Annotated in this window: 15 protein-coding genes; 10 read left to right on the top strand and 5 right to left on the bottom strand. The window is 53.9% G+C overall.

What is annotated here, in order from left to right:
* Nucleotides 1-213: 213 nt before the first annotated feature.
* The 3 genes from malQ to H5T67_12220 all read left to right on the top strand — a co-directional run bounded on the left by malQ (nt 214) and on the right by H5T67_12220 (nt 5069).
* Nucleotides 214-1731: a 4-alpha-glucanotransferase gene (gene malQ / locus H5T67_12230; GenBank protein ID MBC7246071.1), complete on the top strand. Its 1518-nt coding sequence runs from the start codon at nt 214-216 to the stop codon at nt 1729-1731.
* A gap of 328 nt (nt 1732-2059) precedes the next feature.
* A complete protein-coding gene (fusA, locus tag H5T67_12225; GenBank protein MBC7246070.1) occupies nt 2060-4177 on the top strand; it encodes an elongation factor G in 2118 nt (705 codons plus the stop codon).
* A gap of 136 nt (nt 4178-4313) precedes the next feature.
* Entirely contained in the window at nt 4314-5069 is a 756-nt protein-coding gene (locus H5T67_12220; GenBank protein MBC7246069.1) for a hypothetical protein, read from the top strand.
* Nucleotide 5070: 1 nt separating this feature from the next.
* On the opposite strand, the gene H5T67_12215 is transcribed toward H5T67_12220, so the two are convergent.
* The 5 genes from H5T67_12215 to H5T67_12195 all read right to left on the bottom strand — a co-directional run bounded on the left by H5T67_12215 (nt 5071) and on the right by H5T67_12195 (nt 10140).
* The gene (locus H5T67_12215; GenBank protein MBC7246068.1) at nt 5071-5817 is read right to left on the bottom strand and encodes an HAD family hydrolase; all 747 of its coding nucleotides are present in this window, start codon (nt 5815-5817) and stop codon (nt 5071-5073) included.
* Nucleotides 5818-5907: 90 nt separating this feature from the next.
* Nucleotides 5908-6969, bottom strand: a complete 1062-nt coding sequence (gene prfB / locus H5T67_12210; GenBank protein ID MBC7246067.1) for a peptide chain release factor 2 — start codon at nt 6967-6969, stop codon at nt 5908-5910.
* 111 nt (nt 6970-7080) lie between these two features.
* Nucleotides 7081-7998: a signal recognition particle-docking protein FtsY gene (gene ftsY, locus H5T67_12205; protein ID MBC7246066.1), complete on the bottom strand. Its 918-nt coding sequence runs from the start codon at nt 7996-7998 to the stop codon at nt 7081-7083.
* 281 nt (nt 7999-8279) lie between these two features.
* Complete coding sequence (locus H5T67_12200) at nt 8280-9536, bottom strand: zf-HC2 domain-containing protein (GenBank protein ID MBC7246065.1); 1257 nt, start codon at nt 9534-9536, stop codon at nt 8280-8282.
* Between the two features lie 13 nt (nt 9537-9549).
* A complete protein-coding gene (locus tag H5T67_12195; protein ID MBC7246064.1) occupies nt 9550-10140 on the bottom strand; it encodes a sigma-70 family RNA polymerase sigma factor in 591 nt (196 codons plus the stop codon).
* Nucleotides 10141-10584: 444 nt separating this feature from the next.
* Between H5T67_12195 and H5T67_12190 the strand changes: the two genes are divergently transcribed.
* The 7 genes from H5T67_12190 (at nt 10585) to selD (ending at nt 17257) form a co-directional block, all read left to right on the top strand.
* Complete coding sequence (locus tag H5T67_12190) at nt 10585-11250, top strand: sugar transferase (protein MBC7246063.1); 666 nt, start codon at nt 10585-10587, stop codon at nt 11248-11250.
* 56 nt (nt 11251-11306) lie between these two features.
* Nucleotides 11307-12959, top strand: a complete 1653-nt coding sequence (locus H5T67_12185) for a beta-galactosidase (protein ID MBC7246062.1) — start codon at nt 11307-11309, stop codon at nt 12957-12959.
* A gap of 320 nt (nt 12960-13279) precedes the next feature.
* On the top strand, nt 13280-14395 hold the full coding sequence (locus H5T67_12180; GenBank protein MBC7246061.1) for a YedE-related selenium metabolism membrane protein: 1116 nt from the start codon (nt 13280-13282) through the stop codon (nt 14393-14395).
* Nucleotides 14396-14413: 18 nt separating this feature from the next.
* Complete coding sequence (locus H5T67_12175; GenBank protein MBC7246060.1) at nt 14414-14620, top strand: sulfurtransferase TusA family protein; 207 nt, start codon at nt 14414-14416, stop codon at nt 14618-14620.
* 139 nt (nt 14621-14759) lie between these two features.
* Complete coding sequence (locus tag H5T67_12170; protein ID MBC7246059.1) at nt 14760-15914, top strand: aminotransferase class V-fold PLP-dependent enzyme; 1155 nt, start codon at nt 14760-14762, stop codon at nt 15912-15914.
* An 8-nt stretch (nt 15915-15922) separates the two neighbouring features.
* The gene (locus H5T67_12165) at nt 15923-16162 is read left to right on the top strand and encodes a DUF3343 domain-containing protein (protein MBC7246058.1); all 240 of its coding nucleotides are present in this window, start codon (nt 15923-15925) and stop codon (nt 16160-16162) included.
* Nucleotides 16163-16198: 36 nt separating this feature from the next.
* Nucleotides 16199-17257, top strand: coding sequence for a selenide, water dikinase SelD (gene selD, locus H5T67_12160; GenBank protein ID MBC7246057.1), 1059 nt, complete (start codon nt 16199-16201; stop codon nt 17255-17257).
* The last annotated feature ends 150 nt before the right edge of the window (nt 17258-17407 follow it).

Raw genomic sequence — 17407 nt, 5'->3', positions numbered from 1 at the left:
GCCAGATCGGCCATAGGCGGTGCTCCTCCTGGTGCAGTTGTTTCCACAATTCTTTTACCACAGGAGCACCCCCTTTTGTCAAAATCGCCTGTACCACCTGGTAACGATCTGTTGGCGCAAGCGCATTGTCCTTTGCCATAGTCCACGAGCGCGGTATAATAAACTTTCAGGTAGAAAGACACGCGTTCTAATTCATTCCATGGAGGCGATGCAATGAGATTTCCCAGATCCAGCGGCATCCTTTTGCACCCCACTTCGCTACCGGGTCGCTACGGCATAGGTGATTTGGGGCCAGAGGCTTACCGCTTCATTGATTTTCTGCATGAGACGGGCCAGGGCATCTGGCAAGTGTTGCCTCTAGGCCCCACCGGCTATGGTGATTCTCCTTACCAATGTTTCTCCGCTTTCGCCGGCAATCCCCTCTTGATCAGTCCAGATTTGCTAATCGAACAGGGCCACCTCACACCAGCAGATGTGGAGGATGTGCCGGACTTTCCGGCAGAGTGGGTGGACTATGGCCCGGTCATCGCATACAAAACGCGCTTGCTGAAAAAGGCTTTCGAGAACTTTCAGCACCGGAACAATCTCCTGGAAAGGACTGAATTTGCTGCTTTCTGCGCCCAGAAGCGCGCCTGGCTTGACGACTATGCTCTCTTTATGGCGCTGAAAGATGCACATGAAGGCGCAGTGTGGACTGCCTGGGAGGAGGACATTGCAGCCAGGAAACCCGAAGCGATGGCACGCTGGAAGCAGACTCTTGCCGAGGAAATCGAGCGGCACAAGTATCTGCAGTACCAGTTCTTCCGCCAATGGGCGGCCCTGAAGTGGTATGCCAACGCATGCGGTATCCGCGTCATTGGCGATATCCCCATTTTCGTGGCTCACGACAGCGCCGATGTGTGGGCTAACCCTTCCCTCTTCTACCTAGATGAGAAGGGCAACCCCGCCTTTGTTGCTGGCGTGCCGCCCGACTATTTCAGCGAGACTGGCCAACTTTGGGGTAATCCCCTTTACCGCTGGGATCGCATGGCGGAGACGGGGTATGCCTGGTGGATTGAGCGCTTTCGTGCAATTTTCGAACTGGTGGACATTGTGCGACTGGATCACTTCCGTGGCTTCGAGGGCTACTGGGAAGTGCCAGCTACGGAGAAAACAGCCGTGCGTGGCCGCTGGGTCAAAGGCCCTGGTGCTGACCTGTTCCTCGCCGTGGAGAAGGCACTGGGCAAGTTGCCCATCATTGCCGAAGACCTGGGGGTCATCACGCCCCCTGTAGTAGAGTTGCGTGAACAGTTTGGCTTCCCTGGCATGCGCATATTGCAATTCGCTTTCGCCAGCGATGCCAATGATCCTTTCCTGCCGCACAATTATATCCAGCACTGTGTGGTATACACGGGCACCCACGACAACGATACCGTTATCGGTTGGTTCAACACGGCCACGGAGCAAGAGCGAGAAGCGGTCCTAGCATACTTTGGCACAGATGGGCATGACCTCCCCTGGGATTTCATCCGTTGGTTGTTCGCCTCTGTCGCCGATACAGCCATCGTGCCATTGCAAGAAGTGCTCAGCCTTGGTCCAGAAGCACGCATGAACTATCCTAGCCGATTGGGCGGAAACTGGAGCTGGCGCTTTCTACCCGATGCTTTGACACCAGAAATCAGAAAGCGCCTGCGCAAGATGACCGAAATCTACGGACGTTGTCTGCCTGAATCCAAGGCAGAGGATAGCTAATCTAGTCCAACAGCGAACCGAAGCAGGTCACTTGTAGCATCAAAATTTCGCCGTTCGGTCATCCCAAGCCAAGGGCAGGCTCTCCGGCTTGCTCACGTGACTCTTACCCTTTTCCAGAGGAAATCAAGGGCTGTTCCATGATTTGACAAATGAGCACAAGTGCATTACAATATTCATTGCCTGAGGCACAGGTTTCAGGCTTTTTGGCGTGACCCTGTTACGAGGCAGTTGCAGAGGTAGGACGCTGTGACTGCCTCGTTTTATGTGTCCATGACAGGGTGCAACTGTGCTGTGTCTTTTTACGCAGTACGAAACACGGAGAACGAATATGGCAAGTAATTACAATCATAGGTTGCAACAAATAGACATAGGCAAGATTCGCAATATCGGCATCATCGCCCACATTGATGCGGGCAAAACAACGACTACCGAACGCATTCTTTTCCACACCGGCCAGACGCATCGCATGGGCAATGTGGATGACGGCACGACGGTAACTGACTTCATGGATCAAGAGCGCGAACGCGGCATCACCATTCAATCAGCAGCCGTGAGGTGCGAATGGCGGGGACATCAGATCAACATCATTGACACTCCTGGCCATATAGATTTCACTGCTGAAGTACAGCGCTCTTTGCGTGTGCTGGATGGTGGCGTGGTTGTCTTTGACGCAGTGGCTGGTGTCGAACCTCAGTCGGAGACGGTATGGCGTCAGGCCGACCGCTTTGGCGTGCCACGCATTGGCTTCGTCAACAAGATGGACCGACCTGGTGCGAATTTCGAGCGCACGCTGGATATGGTCAGGCAACGTCTGGGCGCTAATCCCGTGGCTCTGCAAATGCCCATTGGTGCAGAAGCGGATTTCTGCGGCTTCGTGGACTTAATCGAAATGCGTGCGGTTCTTTTCAACGGTACGGATTCTTCAAACTCAGGGCGGAGCGGCGAACCGTTCCACGTGACTGCTATCCCTGCGCTGCTTGTGGAGAAAGCCAAGGAGCAGCGTGAGCGGATGCTAGAACAACTGGCCGACTTGGATGATGAGATCGCATTCCTGTATCTCGAGGGTCAAGAGGTGCCATCACATCTGCTGCGCTCCGTCTTGCGTCGGGAAACGCTGTCTGGACATATTGTTCCCTTCTTATGTGGCTCGTCGTTACGCGATAAGGGCGTGCAGAGCGTGCTGGATGCCGTGGTCGCCTATCTACCATCGCCTGCGGATGTGCTGGCAATCCGAGGCACGACACCTGGTTCAGAAGAAGAAGTAGTTTGTCGCGCAGATCCATCTGAGCCGACCGCAGCTTTGGTCTTCAAAATCGTTACCGATCCGTACATGGGGCGTCTGGTGTACTTCCGCATGTATTCGGGCGTCTTGAGGCACGGGCAAACTTTGCTGAATGCCAACCGAGGAGAGCGGGAACGCGCTGGTCGCATTGTGCGCGTTCACGCCAACCATCGCGAGGAGATAGAGGAGATCCGCGCGGGCGATATTGGTGCGGTCCTAGGTTTCAAAGCCGCAGCCACTGGCGAGACTCTGTGCGATCCAGAAAGGCCAGTTGTCTTGGAGAAAATTACCTTCCCCATACCGGTGGTCTCGCTAGCCGTAGAGCCACAGAGCAAGGCCGACTTGGCCAAACTTGGGCTTTGCTTGCAGCGGCTGGCGGATGAGGATCCCACGATACATGTGCGCCAAGACGAGCGAACCGGACAGACGATTATCTCCGGCATGGGTGAACTTCATCTAGAGGTTTTTGTCGAGCGCATGAGGCGCGAGTTTAGCGTGCATGCGAACGTGGGGGCACCGCAGGTCGCTTATTGTGAGACGATCACGCGACCAGCACGCGGGGAATACCGTTTGGTACGTCAAACCGGCGGGCATGGGCAGTTTGCGCATGTCATCCTGGAACTGGAGCCATTGCCAGCAGGCAGCGGTTTTGTTTTCGAGGATGCGCTACGTGGCGCTTCCATTCCGCGAAAATACGTGCCTGCGATCGAAGCTGGCATACGCGATGCGCTGCAGCGCGGTGTGCTGGCGGAGAACCCCATCATTGACCTCAAGGTCACTTTAGTGGACGGCACTTATCACGAGGTAGACTCCTCCGATATCGCCTTTCGTGCCGCAGCCTCCATGGCTCTGCAGGATGGTGTGGCAAAGGCTGCACCGGTCATTTTAGAACCCATCATGCGCCTGGAGGCGATTGCGCCAAACGAGTACACGGGCGAAGTAGTAGCCGATCTCAAGATCCGTCGGGCGAGCATTGCCAATCTGGAAAGACAGGGGGATACACAGACGGTTATAGCGCAGGTGCCTCTGGCAACCATGTTCGGCTATGCCAGCAGTCTGCGCTCCCGGACGCAGGGACGCGGAACCTTCAGCATGGAATTCGACCATTACGCACCTGTCTCGGAGACTGTGCAACGCATGTTGAGCCTAAAGAAGGCAGCATGAGCAAGCCCCCAAGGGTTACAGAAACCTTGGGGTTTTATTGTCTATAGCAGGGAGTTGAGTACAATGTGTGTTAAGCGGTATTCAGCCGAACTGTATTCGGTGCGCAAATAGCGAGAACCTTGCAATGGAGAACCTCATGACGAAGCTCCCTCTTTACACCTTGACTGGCCGGAGCAAACCCTACGTGATGGCCCATCGCGGCAACCGCGTTGCCTGCCCGGAGAATACGCTGGCTGCCTTCCAGCAAGCACTGGCTGACGGAGCGGATATCTTGGAAACCGACTTGCACCTGACGGTGGATGGCCACTTTGTCTGCATTCACGACGAGACAGTAGACCGTACCACAGACGGGCATGGGCGTGTAGCCGACATGACACTGGCCGAGCTTAAGAGGCTGAGCGCTTCCTATGGCCGTCCCGAATTCCGAGATGAGCGCATCCCTACATTGGCCGAAGTTGCAGAGATCTTGCCCACTGATGTGGCGCTCGCGCTAGAGCTAAAGACTGACCGTTTCTTGGAGGCAGATGTGTGCCGCGCTCTGGCTTACGAACTGGAGCAGGCCGGTGTGCGAGGGCGCACGGCAGTGTTGTCCTTTTCCCTGCCGCGTCTGCTATCTGTGCAGGCTATTGTATCAGATATTCCCATAGGGTGGATCACAATCGCCCGAGTATGGCCACTACCCCGAGTCCAACTCATGGGGCCTTTCTGGCCAGTGCTGGTACTCAACCCGCTCTTCGTGTGGATTGCACACCGCTATGGTCAGTTGATCTGCCCACTTGATCCCAAGCCTGATACGCGGCTCTGGTTCTACCGCGCACTCGGTTGCGATGCTGTGCTGACCGACAACCCAGAAGCGACGTGCCAAACACTGGGTCGGCGGAAAAGCTCGTGAATCATCCAGAAGAATGGCGCCGTAAACTCTCTGCTACTTTCTCCGGGCGCAGGGGGAAGAAACGCTCATCGTGCAAGTCAGGGTTCTGCGCCAAGAAATCAGGCAAAGCAGCTACAGTCGGGATGTGATAGCCCGGCCAGCCATCGTAGAGGCCATAGCGGTCGAGATGAAGCGCTGCTATGCCCACTTGGTTTGCCCCCAAAACATCTACATAATAGACATCGCCCACATAGAGGCACTCAGCTGGATGCAGCTTCAGCGTTTTCAAAGCGTGCTCAAAGAGGCGAGGATCTGGTTTAGCATAGCCAACGAGATGCGAATCAAAGATCTCCTCAAAGTAACGAACAAGGCCAACATAGTCCAGTTCCTGTGCCACATGCCCGTCGGCATTTGAAATAACTGACATGCGATAGCCTTGCCCTGACAGATTTGCCAACGTTTCATATACCCAGGGGTAGGTATATGTCCATAGGCTCTTTTCAGCATCTCTAGCGAGCAATTGACTAACGATCGATGGAATGTGCTGCTTATCCACACCTGCCCGCTCAAGTACCCACTCAAAAAGGTCAAAATCAGCCTGACCGTTGTTTCGCAGGCGTTCGTCGAAATCCCGGACGAACTCAGCCATCAACCTTTCGAGACGTTCTTCGGAGACATCGTATCCATTTTGCACTATGATCTGCCGGATGACGCGATAGTCGGGGAAAAGCAGAGTCCATCCAGCATCAAGCAAGAGATAAGGTCGCAATGTAAAGCACCTCCTATGAATGGTTATCAACAAAAATATTCCTCAGGAACTTGGCCTCTAAGGGAAGCCAGTCCTCTGAGGCATGAGGGGTCACTCTTGAGATTCGCCGATTGTCGACTGCAGGTAAGCCTTCATGAAAGGTTCTAGGTGGCCATCGAGCACCGCATCCGTATTCCCCGTTTCATAGCCGGTACGCAGGTCTTTGACCATGTGGTACGGATGCAATACGTAGGAACGGATCTGATTGCCCCAGCCTGCCGAAACGTGTTTGCCCTTCAGTTTGGCTCGCTCCTCTTCCCTCTTCGCCTCTTCGAGAGCAAACAGCCGAGCGCGCAAGACCTTCATCGCCATTTGACGGTTCTGTAACTGGGAGCGCTCGTTTTGGCAAGCAGCCACAATACCTGTCGGAATGTGCGTGATGCGCACAGCCGTGGCGTTCTTCTGCACATTTTGTCCACCAGCACCTGCAGCACGAAATACATCTATGCGCAGATCATCTGGATTGATGTCAATTTGTATCTCGCCTTCGATATCGGGGATTACCTCTACTAATGCAAAAGAAGTATGTCGGCGATGTGCGGCATCAAAGGGAGACAGCCGCACCAGACGATGCACTCCTCGTTCGCTTTTCAAGTAGCCATATGCATACGGTCCCACAATAGAAACTGTAGCGCTTTTTATGCCCGCCTCTTCTCCGGGCATGGTGTCCAATAATTCTGTCTGATAGCCATTTTCTTCCGCCCAGCGCAGGTACATGCGCAACAGCATGGCTGCCCAGTCTTGCGACTCAGTGCCCCCAGCCCCGGCGTGAATAGACAAGATGGCGTCTTTTGCATCATAAGGCCCACTGAAAGCCAGGCGGAACTCCATTTTGTCCAGCTCTTCTGCCAACTTGTTGGCTTCTGTGGCTATCTCCTCTCCCATTGCCTGATCGTCTTCCTGCTGTGCTAGAGAGAACAAATCCTGCAGTTCCCGAATGCGTGTGGAAAGATTACGCCATACTTCCATTTCTTCCTTCAGCCTGGCCAGGTGCTGCATCACTTGCTGTGCCTGCTCCACATCATCCCAAAAGCCATCCATAGTGGCGCGCTGTTCCAGCTCAGCGATTTCCTTTTCCTTGCTGGCCAGGTCAAAGACGCTCCATGATTTGATTGATGCGCTCGTTCAATTTACTCAATTTTGTCTGTAATTCTTCCATACATTCCCTCATACGAGTTTTCTACACAGAGATATTCTATCGCTTTTCCGCGGCAGACGTGCCCATCATCGGAACAAGCCGTCAACGAATTCTGCGGCATCAAATTCGGCAATGTCCTCAGCATGCTCCCCTGTTCCGACGAAAAAGATAGGAATGCTAAGCTCGCGCGCCACGGCAAAGACGATGCCACCCTTGGCTGTGCCATCCAGCTTGGCTAGGAACAGACCTGTGACCTGCACTGCTTCGCTGAACGTACGCGCCTGTGCCAAGCCATTCTGACCGGTGGTGGCGTCCAGCATGAGGACTGTTTCATGCGGTGCACCAGGCAGTTGTCGAGCAGCCACATTGTGAATCTTCTTCAGTTCTTGCATCAGGTTGTGTTTGGTGTGCAGGCGTCCAGCCGTATCCGCAATCAAGACATTCGCCCCACGTGATTGAGCAGCATGGATCGCATCGTACAGCACTGCACCTGGATCACTGCCTGGTTGATGAGCGACCAATTCCACGCCTAGACGCTTGGCCCATATAGCCAATTGCTCAATGGCTGCTGCACGGAAAGTATCGCCCGCAGCCAATAGCACCCTGTCGCCGCGCTGTTGATGGTACCGCGCCAGCTTGGCAATGCTGGTCGTTTTACCAGATCCGTTGACGCCAATTACCAATATGATGGATAAAGGTTTGCTCTCGCCCTCCAGGTAGCGGTGTGCATTGGTTTGCAGCAGAGCAATCATTTGCTGCTTGAGCAAAGCCTGTGCCTCATCTGCACGGCGGATATGCGCCCGTGCGACCTGCTCGCGCAAAGCATCCACCAACTCAATCGTAGTAGCGACCCCTACGTCGGCGGCGATGAGCAAAGCCTCTAACTCTTCCCAGGTCTCTTCTGTTATATCACCACCAGAAAACAGCCCTGCAATGCGGCCAAAAAAAGACTGCCGCGTGCGCGTCAGGCTATCTTGCAATTTGTGTGAACGCTGAAAAATCATACTTAATTATACCGAATTCTGTTTCTCTGGCAAAGCACACTTGCTCCTGCCAGGACCTTCTGAATGGCTAGGGAAGCAGTGTCTGCTTTTTGGATGTGGTGAGGTTCGTGCGCCTGCTCACTCTAGCGCTATGTTGATCGCAAACAATTCCCATCGGGTTAGAGCGGGAGAGATAATTTGATCGGAGCACAGAAGACACAAGCCCCAGCGCGCTAAAAAATCTCTAAAGACTTTACCAGATGCTGTAGCCTAACAGACGGTCTGAGTGTTGGCCTACTGTGCTATAGCGAACGCTGGGCTTGGCGCAACCATAACGTGATGACCAGCAGCAAGACAGCCATAACGCCGAGTGTCCACTCTAGCCAAGGCAGCAGCGGACGCATAGCCATCAGGAGCGTCCATAGACCAGGACGTGCCAGCGGTATTTCACTTGCTTGTCCCTCTCCTGTTATCGGCTGTGGCGAGGGTAGCCCCACAGCCGCTATAGGTACTTGAGTCGGCACCGGCGTCGCTGTAGGCAGTACGGGCGTCTCCGTTGGCAAAGGCGTCGCTGTGGGTGTTATGGGTGTCTCGGTTGGCTCTGGCTCGACTGTGGGTGGAACGGGTGTCTGAGTTGGCTCTGACTCGACTGCGGGTGGAACGGGTGTCTGAGTTGGCTCTGGTTCCACTGTGGGTGGTACAGCCGTCTCGCTTGGCACTAGCTCAGCTATGGGCAGTATGGATGTCTCGGTTGATTCTGGCTCGACTGTAGAGACTGCCTCAGCTACGAGCACCGTTGTGGGTGATGGCTGTGTCGTCTTAGCAGTTGGTGAGTCGATAGGCACCTCTTCTGGGCTAGCTGCCGGCAATGGAGGAGGTCCAGCAGAGCGGGCAAATGTTTGCGAGGGCAAGGCTTTGGCCTCAAGCATTTGACCATCCACGACGGGTTCTGCCGTCGCCACGGAAGTCGGCTCACCAGCAAACAATAATAGTTCAGGTTCGGTGCTGGCAATCGGTTCAGGGGCCTGCTGCGGGGCAGCTTCACCCATGGTCAAGGGCACTGCAGTTGGTCCTTCCGGAGGGGGCAAAGGAGCTAGCGACGGTGCTGACAGCACTTTGACTTGCTCCATAGCAGTCGGTTCTGCCTGCCAGGTCCTTGCCTCTGGTGTTGCTCCCAGCATAGGACGAGCAGATGTTACCGTGGCGAAGCGCAATACTGCATCGCTGGAGATAACCAGCACCAACAAAACCGTTGCTACTGCCGTTGCGGCTCGAAGATAGCCATAGACCAGGCGAGTGCGTTGTGCTTGCTTCTGCTTAGCCCTTTCTGATACTGGTATGAAGAAAGAACGGGGCGGCTTTAACACTGGCGTGCTGCGTAGCAAAGCCACTGTCTGCTGCAGAGATACAAGGTCTCTCTGACATGCTGAGCATTTCTTGAGATGTCTTTCCACGCGTTGCCGCTCTCGCTGGCTCAGTTGACCATCGAGAAATGCAGAAAGCTCTTCTTGACAGAACTCATGTTCGGTTTTCGTCCACCGCTTGATAAAGGCGAACATGTTCACTCCATTCCTATCTGCCTGTAAGACGATAGCGTTTAGGCAAAAGTTCCTGCTCATGCAGCAGGTAATCCCGGAGCCGCGCCCGCCCTCGGCTCAGTCGTGATTTGACTGTGCCCAATGATACGCCTGTGACCTGAGCGATTTCCTCATAACTGAACCCCTGAATGTCTGATAGAATAACGGTAACTCTCTGATCAGCAGGCAAAGTGTCCAGGCCAACCTGGATAGCCCGGCCCAGATCCTGCCGCAATGCATATTCTTCTGGCGACTCGTTATTATCCGTCAATAGCGCACTGTGTTCGGGCTCGACTTGTAGATCGTCCAGGGAGGAACTAGGACGGCGTTGTGCCACTCGCAACTGATCGTAACACGCATTCATCACAATACGCAGCAGCCATGCTTTGAAAGAGCCGCCTCGGAAGCCTTTTATACAGCGGAAAGCAGAAAGAAACGCCTCTTGCGTAGCATCCGCTGCTGCATCCTGATCATGCAGCATGCGATAAGCCACGTTGTAGAGCAGCGTTTGATACATCAAAACAAGCTGATTGAATGCCTCTGTATCACCACGACGTGCCGCGGCGACCAGAGCCTGCTCATCCATCCTCTATACTCCTGACCGTAACAATCCTAGGCGGGATTATAACTCCGCCGCTACCTTCCGTCAATGGTGCAACGCTGGGATTTACCCAGACTACTCGAAGGAAGGCCAAAGGGCGGTTTCGCCGGGAGGAGAGGAAAACCAAGATCCTTTACAAGAGCTTACTTATGGCCGATGGCTCTGGTTTGCTCTGCGGACGGGGGTCAGTTACAATGGTCATGAACTTCGCTCCTAGGCTTTAACTTATGCTTCGCGTGGTAAAGCTCATCTAGTTTGGGGTAAAGTCCTGGTACGTAGTGCCTTTTGTGTTTGGTAGAAAAAGATTATAATTTGGGCGTCTTTTGACAATCTATTTAGATGTAGCGTGAAAAACTGGTGCGTATAACTGTTCAAGAGAGCGTTCCACGAGTTCAATCAGAAGCGAACCATGTGAGGGCTTTATATCTCCTGAGCTTGGCGCAGCCGTTGGTGACACGTCGCAGACGGCTATACGCTCTGACAAAAAGAGCGTTCGATCTCTTTAGTGCTGCTTTGCTCTTGCTCTTGTTGCTGCCACTGATGTGTGTCATTGCATTGGTGATTAAAGCTACTTCTCCCGGGCCATCCATTCTGGTGCAGGAGAGAGTAGGCAAGGGTGGCAAAGTCTTTGCTTTCTACAAGTTCCGTTCCATGTACAATAATTCGAATAATTCTGAGGACGAACGTTATGCACGGGACTATATCAATGGCAATCATCGCGTGGCAGCTCCCCGGGGTGGGGTGTTCAAGCCGGCTAATGATCATCGAATAACGCCAGTGGGCAGGTTATTGCGCAAGACCAGCTTGGATGAGTTGCCCCAGCTTTTCAATGTGTTAAAGGGGGATATGAGCCTCGTGGGACCACGTCCCTCCATGCCGTATGAAGTGGATGTGTACAAGCCATGGCATTTCCGACGTTTGGAAGTATTGCCTGGCATCACTGGCTTGGCCCAAATCAAGGGACGAAGCAGCTTGACTTTCAAGGAGATCGTGAGCATTGACATCGAGTACATCGAGCGACGTTCGCTCCGTCTCGATCTCGAGATCCTGCTCAAGACTTTGCCCGTGGTACTCTCGGGTCGTGGTGCCCGATGATCACCATTTTGCAAAAGGTCTAAGCAATTGTAATGCCATTCGAAACAGGTAGGAAGATGCATTCCATTCCCACAAAACATTGCACCTTGATTCGCTTTCGCGTCCTGTTGCTTATTGTCTGTCTTTCCTGTTTGACTTTCAGTGTGGTGCCAACTTCCCAGGCTCAGGCTGGGGCTCCAGGTGGAGATCTGCCTCCCTTCTCGATCGATCCCAGTTTACCATCCGACATTGTGGTGAATGCTGGACAAGGTCTGGGGCAATGCCACTGGCTCGCGGCTGGAATTATGGCTCAACCCTATATCAGTTGGGGTTATGATGCCACAGAAGGGGCCAGTGGCTGGGCCTCGGTTGAGCCGCAACCAGGGGTCTTTAACTGGGCGCCTTTGGATGCAGAGATCAACAAAGCGCGTAGTCTGGACAAACGCATTTGGCTGGAACTGCTGACCACGGAGGGTCAGACGCCGCAATGGGCTATAGATACAGGAGTAGTACTCATCGGTTCACGTGGAGGCACACCTGTTCCCTGGAATGAAACTTACCAACGCTTGTTACGTCGGGCGGTGCACGCTATGGCAGCTCGCTACGATGAAGACCCCACCGTAGATGCTATCAACGTAATGGCAGGTGGATGTTACGGCGAAATGTCGATCTGTGCACGGGAGGCAGATACGCCAGCCTGGGAACAGGCTGGATACACGGACGAGAAATTCATTGAAGCGGTCAAGCGTATCCTTGATATTTATCTGGAAGAAGAATATGTGTGGGAGGATGGCAGCCGGACACATGGTTTTCTCAAGACTCCCGTTGTGCTCCAGCTTGGCGGAGGGCTTTATGGTCATACTGTCGCAGTTATCAAGCCAGTGGTAGAGTATGCCGTATCCAAGTATGGCATGCGTGTATGGCTGAAATACAATGGTTTGGGCGGCAATCACGACATGGGTTGGCTCTATCGAGATTATGCTACCGTTACCAAAGTGGGTTACGAGGCAGCAGGGGGACAAGCAAGTTTTCTGGACAAGCCCAAGCAGTACATGCAGATTGCTCTGGCACAACATGCGAGTTATCTCTGCCTGCAAAAAGCGTACTTGGATATCGCTGATTCGGAATGGCAGGAAGCACGCGAGATTGCGGCACGCTACCTGGGCGCGCAGATATTCTGTCAGGGCATCGAGGCACCTAAAACAGTAGTTGCCGGGCAGGAATATACGTTCGTTACCCGGTGGGTGAACCGTGGAACCGTGCCGCTGATGCGCCCAGAGCGGCAAGGAATAAAGGATATTCCTGCTTCGTACGATATCCTCATTGCCTTTGTGGACGCCGCCAGTGATTCGCCAGTGTTTGAGCATCGCTTTACCCCTGCGGTGCCTACGACAAAATGGTACACAGCACAGCCGATACGCATTGAGAAAGCAGTCGTGATACCTCCCTCTGTGCCAGCAGGCGAGTATGACTTGCGCATTGCGCTGGTGAATCCTGATCTATCACCGGAAGATGCTCAGCGCTATTTCTATCTGGTAAATGTAAGCCAGCACGATGGGAGTGGTAGATATACACTGGGCCATATCGCTGTGCGCAGCGAAGCGATGCCCACACCCGCACCTAGCGCAACACCGATCCCTACGGTGTCCCCCGTGTATACAGGAAATCCTTTGATCAGATTCTTGCGCATGATCTGGGAGTGGCTTTGCAGTCTAATTAGGTATAGATGACTTTGATTTGACTTTCGGTTGGAATGCGACTATATTTGGGGCACTTGGAGCAGTTCCGATTGCTGATTCTAATGGTGAGGAGCGAAGCCTTGTTCGAATTGCACCACCGCTGAATTTGAGTTGTAGCGCTGAGCACCAGTTGGTGCTCGCGAGCCGATCTGCACATGCCAAGGCGGTGGTGTAACCCCGTCCTTGATTAGGGCATTGTGTCCCTCCTGTGATGAATACCGCCGCCAGCGTGTGCTGACGGCGGTATTCTTTTGCCTACGCTGGTGGTCACTTGACCGCGTAGAAAATATATCAAAAGGAGGAACACAACCATGTCTGAAAAGATTACCACGTTTTTTGCCTCACGAAGGGGCATCGTTCTAGCCGGCGTTGTCATAGGCGTTTTGGCGCCGCTTCTGCAAAGGCTGGGCAACCCACCCAACATGGGTATCTGCGTGGCCTGCTTTGAGCGGGATATTGCAGGTGCTCTGGGGCTACACCGCGCTGCTGTCGTCCAGTACATCCGGCCGGAGATCATTGGCTTCGTGCTGGGTTCGTTGGTCGCCGCGCTCCTCTTCCGTGAGTTCAAAGCCCGCGCTGGCTCTGCTCCCATCGTGCGTTTTGTGCTGGGGGTATTTGCTATGATCGGCGCCCTGGCCTTTCTTGGCTGCCCCTGGCGTGCGCTGCTACGTTTAGCAGGCGGAGACCTTAACGCGATCCTTGGCCTGGCCGGCCTTGCCACAGGCATCGCTATCGGCGTGCAATTTCTCAAGTCAGGATATGATTTGGGGCGCTCCTATCGCACGTATACGGCCGTTGGCTGGATTATGCCCCTCTTGATGGTAGGTCTCTTGCTGTTGCTTGTCTTCCGACCACAGTTCAGCCCCGACGGGCCAATTTTCTTCAGCAAGAGTGGGCCTGGCTCGCTCCATGCTCCTTTGCTGATTTCCTTGAGCGTGGGTATGATTATTGGCTTTCTAGCACAGCGGACTCGCTTCTGCACCATGGGGGCAATGCGTGATGTCATCCTGATGGGAGATACCCATCTTATCAGTGGTGTAGGCGCGCTGCTGGCAATAGCTGTTGTCACCAATTTGTTGCTGGGACAAATCCGTGTTGGCTTCATTGCTCAGCCAGTTGCTCACAGCAATCACCTATGGAATTTTCTGGGCATGACGCTGGCAGGGCTGGCCTTTGCCCTGGCAGGTGGATGCCCTGGGCGCCAACTTTTCCTCGCGGGTGAAGGCGATGGAGATGCGGCGGTTTTTGTTTTGGGCATGATTGTTGGCGCTGGTTTCTCCCACAATTTCGCCCTGGCTGGCAGGCCTGATACAGTCGTAGAAGGTGCAGTGAAGGTTGGAGGTTTCTCCACCGCGGGAATGGCTGCCATCGTATTGGGCTTGGTGGTCTGCCTGGCCATTGGCTTTACCATGCGACAATCGGAATAGATGATGGAGGGATAGAAGATGAAAGTGGTTGATGCACGTGGGCTTTCTTGTCCCCAGCCTGTCATTCTTACCCGGAATGCATTGCAAACAGGCGAACTACCCATTGAGGTGTTGGTTGACACAGTTACCTCGCGGGAAAACGTACGCCGCATGGCCGAGAAGTCTGGTTTTCAGGTACATATCGAGGCAGTTGGGGACGAGTTCAAACTGACTATTACTAAATGAATGAAAAGGGCCCCAAGGGTTCTCAAAACCCTTGGGGTCTACCTGGCTTGTCGTTTCATGCTTTGACCAGCTATTGCGATGGACTTATAATGGCTTTGCATGACCTGCCGGGTGATGTGCACAAGAAAGAAGGATTCCTGTGATCTATCTAGATAACGCTGCGACTACCTGGCCCAAGCCGCCTGGCGTTACCGAGGCGCTCGTGAACTTTATGCAGAATGTGGGTGGCAGCCCTGGCCGCTCTGGGCATCGGATGGCGGTGGAAGCCAACCGAATCGTGTACGATACACGCGAAGCATTGGCGACATTATTTGACATGGACGATCCTCTGCGTATTGTTTTCACTGCCAATGTTACTCAGGCGCTCAATCTAGTGCTCTTTGGGTACCTGCGTCCAGGCGATCATGTCGTAACCACGTCTATAGAGCACAACTCTGTTATGCGTCCCCTGCGATATCTGCAATCACTAGGGGTGGATTTAACCGTGGTACCTTGTTCTCCCGAAGGGGTCTTGGATGTAGCAGACGTGGAAAAGGCGATTCAGCCGCATACCGTTCTGTTGGCGATCAACCATGCCTCGAATGTGGTGGGTACGATTCAGCCAGTGGCCGATGTTGGCGAGATAGCCCGACGGTATGACCTCTTGCTCCTGGTGGATGCAGCGCAGACGGCTGGTGCTTATCCGATTGACATGAACCAGATTGATTTACTGGCTTTTACAGGGCACAAGGCGCTGTTCGGCCCTCAGGGAACAGGAGGGCTGTGCATAGGAGAGCGTGTAGACCTGGATCGGGTGCTGCCCCTCACTCGAGGTGGGACGGGCAGCCAATCTGAACTAGAAGAACAACCGGATTTCTTGCCTGACAAATACGAGAGCGGTACAGCCAATGGCGTGGGCATTGCCGGTCTTGGGGCAGGCGTGCGCTTTGTGCTTGAGCAAGGAGTAGAAAATATCCGTCGTCATGAACAAATGCTGACAGAACGGCTGCTTGCTGGCCTGCAGGATATCCCTGGTGTGCATGTCTACGGCACTCACGATGCCCGACGGCAGACTGCGTGTGTCTCGTTCAATATTGAAGGTGTCGAACCATCCGATGTGGCGCTGCGGTTAGACGAAGAGTACGCCATCATGTGCCGTCCCGGCTTACACTGTGCACCGTCTGCGCATCGTACCATTGGCACATACCCGCGAGGCACCGTCAGGTTCGGGCTGAGCTACTTCAACTCAATAGAGCAGATAGATGCAGCTATTGAAGCGGTGCACAGAATAGCAAGCAAGGCACGGGTTGCCTAGGTGGGAAGGTGGCCGAGACGGAATATGCCGTTGTGCTCTTCCATTCGACACAAGGTGCGATCAAAGCGGAGCGTGTGCTGCTACGCGTCGGATTTCAAGTGAAACTGATCCCAACGCCCCGCCAACTGAGTTCTGATTGTGGAACAGCCTTGCGCTGTGCCTGGGCGGATGTGGACGCTGTCTGTGCCGTGTTGCGCGAAGCTAAGGTGGAGTATGATAGCGTTCACAAGGTGATAGTGAAAGAATGAGCGCAGGAATAGGCAGGCGCAGTCAAAAAGGAGGTGATGAAGGTGGCTGAATCATGCGAACTCAAGCGTCTGACAGCCATGACCACTGCTGCAGGTTGAGCTGCTAAGCGCGGGCCCGCGGCCCTGGCGCAGGTTCTGCGCCCACTGCAAGGCATGTTCACCCGCGCTGACTACCCTAACCTGTTGGTTGGATTGGAAGTCAGCGATGATGCAGCGGTGTATAAAATCAGCGATGATGTAGCCATTGTACAGACGATAGACTTTTTCACTCCTATTGTGGATGATCCTTATACCTATGGTGCTATCGCGGCTGCCAATGCCATGAGCGACGTCTATGCGATGGGTGGGGAAGTCATCCTTGCTTTGAATATTGCCTGTTTTCCGGCGAACCTTCCACCTGCTGTCATTACGGAGATCCTGCGCGGTGGAGCAGAAAAAGTTCGCGAAGGGGGTGGGGTAGTTGCTGGTGGGCATACCGTGGATGATCCTGAACCAAAGTATGGGCTTTCTGTCATGGGCATTGTGCATCCGCAGCACATCGCTACGAAAGCGGGAGCACGTCCTGGTGACATCTTGTTGCTGACCAAGTCCCTCGGGACCGGGATTATCAGCACAGCCGCCAAGAGCAACGTAGCCGATGCCGCGCATCTGCAGGCGGCGATTGACTCAATGTTGCAATTGAACCGCATTGGTGCACAGCTTGTGCCTCAATTTGATATCAAGGCAATGACTGACATCACTGGTTTTAGCTTGCTTGGCCATGCTGAGGAAATGGCTGAGCACAGCGGCGTTCGCTTGCACATCCATGCTGAGCAAGTGCCGCTTTTGCCTGGTGCGCGAGATTACGCTGAAAACTGGCTTTTCCCAGGTGGGAGCAAACGTAACGCGGACCATTTTGGACAATGGGTCAAGGCTTCTCCGCGGATTAGCGAAGAATTGCTGATGCTGTTCTACACCCCGGAAACATCTGGGGGGCTCTTGATCGCGGTGTCACAGGACAAACTCGCTGAGGTTGAAGCCTTTCTGCGTATGGAAAAGCAACACTATTGGGTCATTGGCGAAGTCGAAGCAGGGGACGGCGTGGAGGTGGATTGAGGAATAACGGCGAAGCACAATTACGGTAATTGTTCAGATTAGGGCTAGCTGTGGTATACTGAGCACATGACACTGGAAGAAGAAGTCGTTGCCCTCCGTGCTGAGAACAATACTTTGCGCGCACAAGTAGCTGCCTTGCAAGAGGAGCTA

It is taken from the genome of Chloroflexota bacterium, from assembly GCA_014360905.1.
In the GTDB taxonomy this organism is placed as follows: domain Bacteria; phylum Chloroflexota; class Anaerolineae; order UBA2200; family UBA2200; genus JACIWX01.
The sequence above is the reverse complement of the archived record's forward strand: the minus strand, read 5'-3'. Positions and strand labels throughout refer to the sequence as shown.

Coding starts and splice junctions, on each gene's coding strand:
- malQ (MBC7246071.1), top strand. CDS start 214: ATGAGATTTCCCAGATCCAGCGGCATCCTTTTGCACCCCACTTCGCTA.
- fusA (MBC7246070.1), top strand. CDS start 2,060: ATGGCAAGTAATTACAATCATAGGTTGCAACAAATAGACATAGGCAAG.
- H5T67_12220 (MBC7246069.1), top strand. CDS start 4,314: ATGACGAAGCTCCCTCTTTACACCTTGACTGGCCGGAGCAAACCCTAC.
- ftsY (MBC7246066.1), bottom strand. CDS start 7,998: ATGATTTTTCAGCGTTCACACAAATTGCAAGATAGCCTGACGCGCACG.
- H5T67_12200 (MBC7246065.1), bottom strand. CDS start 9,536: ATGTTCGCCTTTATCAAGCGGTGGACGAAAACCGAACATGAGTTCTGT.
- H5T67_12195 (MBC7246064.1), bottom strand. CDS start 10,140: ATGGATGAGCAGGCTCTGGTCGCCGCGGCACGTCGTGGTGATACAGAG.
- H5T67_12185 (MBC7246062.1), top strand. CDS start 11,307: ATGCATTCCATTCCCACAAAACATTGCACCTTGATTCGCTTTCGCGTC.
- H5T67_12180 (MBC7246061.1), top strand. CDS start 13,280: ATGTCTGAAAAGATTACCACGTTTTTTGCCTCACGAAGGGGCATCGTT.
- H5T67_12175 (MBC7246060.1), top strand. CDS start 14,414: ATGAAAGTGGTTGATGCACGTGGGCTTTCTTGTCCCCAGCCTGTCATT.